Source organism: Microcoleus sp. (genome assembly GCF_049646505.1).
Lineage (GTDB): Bacteria > Cyanobacteriota > Cyanobacteriia > Cyanobacteriales > Microcoleaceae > Microcoleus.
Window position 1 is genome coordinate 1 of sequence record NZ_JBARVX010000547.1, and the last position, 4,914, is coordinate 4,914.

Consider the following 4,914-nt stretch of genomic DNA (forward strand, 5'->3'; position numbering starts at 1 on the left):
CCCCCCCTTGGCAAGGGGGGGAACGAGGGGGGGTAGAGGCCGGAGCGATTTTGCAGCGAGTGTTGGAAGAACACTATCAAAATGTCGAATCTGTAGAAATTCCCAGCGAAATTTCAGTGCAGTACGAATTACCAGAAGGGGAAATATTAGCAGATTGGTTGAGCAACCGTAAAGGGCGAAAGGTAACAATTTTGACTCCGCAGCGACAAACTAAGGCGGAGTTAGTTGAGATGGTGGAACGCAACGCTGAGTATGAATTGGCGAGAATGCAAAGATTGAGCGATCGCAATTCTCAAGCAATGGAAGATTTAGCAGAAATTCTCGATTTGCCGGAAGTTCCGCACCGCATAGAAGGTTACGATATTTCTCACATTCAAGGTTCTGACGCTGTAGCTTCCCGCGTCGTATTTATTGACGGTTTGCCGGCCAACCAACACTACCGCCACTACAAAATTAAAAATCCTGAAATCAAATCGGGTCATTCTGACGACTTTGCTAGTTTAGCAGAAGTGCTCGGCAGACGATTTCGAGGAGTGAAGGAAGAAGAAAGTTCGGCAACGGATTTTATAACGGATTTAACGGATAGAAGAAATAAGGAAAAAGAATTTAGCGATTTAGGAGAACAGACAGAAATGGGAAGTTTCTCTACGGTTTCCCCTCCTATTGTTGACAAACCGGACTTAATTATGATAGATGGTGGCAAAGGTCAATTGTCAGCCGTTGTGGCAGTTTTGCGGGAGATGAATTTGCTAGAAGAGTTGCGGGTTGTCAGTTTGGCAAAGCAGCGAGAGGAGATATTTTTGCCGGGGGAATCTTTGCCGGTGCCAACTAATTCTGAGCAGCCAGGGGTACAATTATTGCGGCGGGTGCGGGATGAGGCGCACAGATTTGCTGTGAGTTTTCATCGGGATCGAAGAAGCCAGAGAATGAAGCGATCGCGCCTTGATGAGATTCCCGGATTGGGACACCACCGACAAAAACTTTTGTTAGCGCATTTTCGGTCGATCGACTATCTGCGTTTAGCGACTCCCCAACAGTTGGCAGAAGTTTCTGGGATTGGCCCGCGTCTGGCGCAGCAAATCTACGATTATTTCCATCCGTAAAGTCTTTGGTAGCCTTGGAGACGGGGATTTGGAAGGCGAGGAGGGCGAGGAGGGCCGATTCAGCCATTTTCACAGAAGTCTCAATAAATTTTGCACGGGCCTATTGCAATTATCAGAAGCTTGTGGTATGGTTAGTTTCTGTGTGCGGGCATAGTTTAGTGGTAAAACTTTAGCCTTCCAAGCTAACTATGCGGGTTCGATTCCCGCTGCCCGCTTCTGAATATAAAAGCCTCAAACCAACGAGAAATCAACGGTTTGAGGCTTTTTATTGCCCACAATAAGGGGTTGTCGAGGGGTCAAACTGAGTATCAACTGAGTATCAAGTGACTACCGTTTGACGAGAAAACGGCCAAACTGAGTATCAACTGAGTATCAACTGAGTATCAAGTTTTGGTAACAGTCATGCCTTACTTGCAAAAGACTTCAGCTCCAGCAGCAAGTCAAGGTTCCCTCACAACGCCCCGCCAGCTCGATCGAGCAACTCTAGAATCACCTCAATGTCTGCCAAACTTGCGATCGACTTTTTGCGCTGCCCTTTCAACTGGTTGAGCAAGTCTGCCGGCTCTGGAAAATCCGCGTTGGTCGGAGCCACATTTTGATTTGCTTCCCGTGAGCGCTGCGCTTCTTTGAGTTCTTGCTCCAACATCTGCACCTTCAGCACCAAATCGCCGTCGCGCTCGTGTAACCGATTCAGTTCCGCATCCCATTCTGTAAGTTGCTTGTTGGCCGCTTTCAATTCCTGGTAGTCCTGCATAGCAAGGCCAGGGTTTTAATTGATAGATAAACTAACGTTATACTCATGAATAAAATACCAAATAGCCCCAATATGATTGGAGAGTTTTTTATCGTGAATTTGTGTGTATCCTGTTTTAGACAGCAACAAGCAAAGCAATCACAAATTCCGTACCCAGTCCGATTTGGGGATGGATCTCAATTTTGCCTTGATGCTGGGCAAGAATTGCAGAGGAAATGGATAAAAAATTTTACCTGGCAATTAGTATTTTCGCTTAATTCGGGGCTGTGGCCCCAACTATGGGCTGACCTTGTTTTTCGGTTTCTGCCAGTTCTAGGTTCAATTCCAGCAGTTTTGCTAAAATATCGTCGCTGTCAGTAAATCCGTAAGCTGCATTACATTCGCGATCGAGCGCTTCATGAAGTTTATAAAGTTGACTTGTTGGTTCTTCAAAAAACTTATTGTAAAGTTGAGTAATTCCCCAGTGTTTGACTAACGTTTGTTGAGTGCGGTAAAGTGAAGTAGTAAGATCGAAGCACCATCGCCTCGATCATTCCTAAACATTTTTCATTGTAATACTGTAGCAGGTTCAATCATGGTAAAGTCTCAGTATGAAGGATATTCCGCCGACGAGCAACACACAGTCGCACTCGTAGAGAAGTTTGGAAGTGCCAAAGTGTATGCACAAAATGCACAGTCATTGCTCAACAAAGCGACTGGCTTTATCAATGCTTACGATTTCACGCTGAATCCTTATCGCGGGTGTCAGTACGGATGCAGCTATTGTTATGCTGCTGCTTTTAGCCCTAATTCACAGATGCGGCAGGATTGGGGAGATTGGGTAATTATCAAGCAAAATGCAGCGGAAATTTTAAAGAAAGATTTGCATATTTGGTACAAAAAAAACCCCGATCGACCACCTAGCATTTACATGAGTAGTGTCACAGATCCGTATCAGCCCATTGAATCTCAAAAACGATTAACTAGGTACTTGTTACCAGTGATGCTTCCCTATCAACCAACGCTGGTTATCCAAACTCGCAGTCCTATGATAATTAGAGATGTCGATATTTTACAGCAATTTCAGCGGTTGCGAATTAACATGAGCATTCCCACTGGTAGCGAAAAAGTGAGGAAAGATTTTGAACCAAAATCGCCGAGTATTCCTGCAAGACTCAAAGCTATGGCAAAACTAAGAGATAGCTTTCCTTACCGAGAAAATTGCGAAGTCAGATTTTCTATAACTGTGACGCCACTACTCCCTACATTACCGGAAGATGAAGCTAATTTTATTAACAAGCTGGAAGTTGTAGATCGGGTGGTAATTCAGGATTTTCATGCCAGCAACGGGCGATCGCTAACTGCGTCAACTCGCGAGGAAGCATTAGCTCTTAAACAAAAGTACGATTGGTGGTACAATAGCGAACAACAGAGTTATCGCAAGTTTAAAGATAAATTAATTGCGATGCTCCCGGATGTTGAAATCATGGAAGGTAAAGAGGGGTTTGGCTATGAGTAATCCGCTGGCTAACTGGTGGCGTTCCCATCAGTTTAACGAAGCCGTTAAAAGTCAAAATAATCGAGTTGCCAAACAACTGTTAAAACAAATAGAAAATTCCGGGGCAAAACTCTCATGGCAGCAGAAGCTATTTAAAGAGCGCCTACAGCTTGAGAAGTTATTGCAGAAAAAAAATGACCGCATCAAAGAAGGCGATCGGCATTTAGCAGAATTAGAAATACAACTAAGCTTCGGGCAACTTGACGATTCTCTGGCGCTGATTGATGAATCAACCTTGTTTCCCGACACAAAGTTGATTGAATATATTTCCAAAGCTTTCAAATTGATAGAATGCGATGCAAGTATGATTCAATGCACTGGGATTGATGACAAGGTATTTAATAAATTTGAACAACATTTGGCGGGCTTCATCAAGAACGAAATCAATAAGTTGACCCGCGAAAAAACCAATATTGATTATTTACTTAAACAAGCTATTGACGACATACAAAAACTGAAAGAAGGACAAGATCCTCAATACAGTTTTGAGCTAAGTCCTCACATCTATTTAATGAGATATTTCCTAGATAACGTCTATTGTACATATTTAGCTTGGTTCCTGGTTTACAAAGCAGGGTTGTTGCCAACTAAACTCAATATCCTCGATATTGCGGCGGGGCCGGGTACTGTTGCTTACGGACTTGGTTTGTTGCTACAAAGCAGTAGCGACTTTTTTTCAATGCCACCAATGCACATATCCTACTACTCTTTGGAACAGCAAAAAGCTTTTCAATATCGCGGACTCCAGTTTTGGCGGCAGTACATGGAACCCCAGGCGATGAATGCTTACTTTCGTTTTGATACTTCTAGTATCTTTGATGGGGAAAATCAATCTAAAAGACTGCCCAAAAAATTCTTTGATTTTATAGTGATTTCTCACTGTTTTTTTAATGATGAGGAGAGAAGAGAAAAATCCCTTCAAATTTACAAGGATATATTTACAAGCAGCCTGAATGATTCGGGTTACGCTTTGCTAATTATTCAAGAAAAAAAGTTGCTAAAGCCGTACAATGTTCGTCAAGTTGATGATTGCCAACAGGAGCTAAGTGTAGTTAAACAATTTGTTGAAAATTTGGAATTAAACTTGGTTTGGTATAAATATTTAAGTTCTACCGATAGCAGGAAATCTAATTATAATTTTGGAAAATTTGCTAGAGAAAATCTACCTGTCCAGAAATTTATCAGTCCACTTTTCCGCCAGCACTTTAAGTTACATTACGATCCGCATTATGGGCTTGATGATTATGTGATACTAGCAAAAAAATGATGAATATACATCTAATAAATTCTGAAAAAAAGTGTAACTCTTAACATTTAATTCTAAAAATCTGTGATTCAAAACTCGACTGAACAACCTACAAATAACATTCAAACTGGATGGCACGGCCGCCTCAATTTAGTCTACGCCAACCGCAGCGGCTCAACTCAAATCATCCACAATCAAATGCAAGCGCCCCTCAAGGTGCAGCGCCCGTTTTATCCTGAAGGGAAAGAGGTTTGTCACAGCGTCATTTTGCACA

Annotated in this window: 4 protein-coding genes, 1 tRNA gene and 1 pseudogene; 5 read left to right on the plus strand and 1 reads right to left on the minus strand. The window is 42.6% G+C overall.

Going from position 1 to position 4,914, the window contains the following annotated elements; translation table 11 throughout:
- Positions 1 to 1,103: helix-hairpin-helix domain-containing protein (locus WBA89_RS25835; protein ID WP_424410467.1), on the plus strand; the 1,103-nt coding region annotated here is incomplete at its 5' end.
- A gap of 144 nt (positions 1,104 to 1,247) precedes the next feature.
- A tRNA-Gly gene (locus tag WBA89_RS25840) sits at positions 1,248 to 1,318 on the plus strand.
- A gap of 236 nt (positions 1,319 to 1,554) precedes the next feature.
- Here the strand turns inward: WBA89_RS25840 and WBA89_RS25845 are convergent.
- Positions 1,555 to 1,857, minus strand: a complete 303-nt coding sequence (locus WBA89_RS25845; protein ID WP_424410469.1) for a flagellar alpha dynein — start codon at positions 1,855 to 1,857, stop codon at positions 1,555 to 1,557.
- A 574-nt stretch (positions 1,858 to 2,431) separates the two neighbouring features.
- Here WBA89_RS25845 and WBA89_RS25850 point away from each other — a divergent pair.
- The 3 genes and pseudogenes from WBA89_RS25850 to WBA89_RS25860 form a co-directional block, all read left to right on the plus strand.
- Entirely contained in the window at positions 2,432 to 3,355 is a 924-nt protein-coding gene (locus WBA89_RS25850) for an SPL family radical SAM protein (RefSeq protein WP_424410471.1), read from the plus strand.
- A complete protein-coding gene (locus WBA89_RS25855) occupies positions 3,348 to 4,661 on the plus strand; it encodes a photosystem II assembly protein (RefSeq protein ID WP_424410473.1) in 1,314 nt (437 codons plus the stop codon). The genes WBA89_RS25850 and WBA89_RS25855 overlap by 8 nt, the downstream gene beginning before the upstream one ends.
- A 63-nt stretch (positions 4,662 to 4,724) precedes the next feature.
- Positions 4,725 to 4,914 (plus strand): annotated as a pseudogene (locus tag WBA89_RS25860) (urease accessory protein UreD); the annotation flags it as partial.

Coding starts and splice junctions, on each gene's coding strand:
- WBA89_RS25845 (WP_424410469.1), bottom strand. CDS start 1,857: ATGCAGGACTACCAGGAATTGAAAGCGGCCAACAAGCAACTTACAGAA.
- WBA89_RS25850 (WP_424410471.1), top strand. CDS start 2,432: ATGGTAAAGTCTCAGTATGAAGGATATTCCGCCGACGAGCAACACACA.
- WBA89_RS25855 (WP_424410473.1), top strand. CDS start 3,348: ATGAGTAATCCGCTGGCTAACTGGTGGCGTTCCCATCAGTTTAACGAA.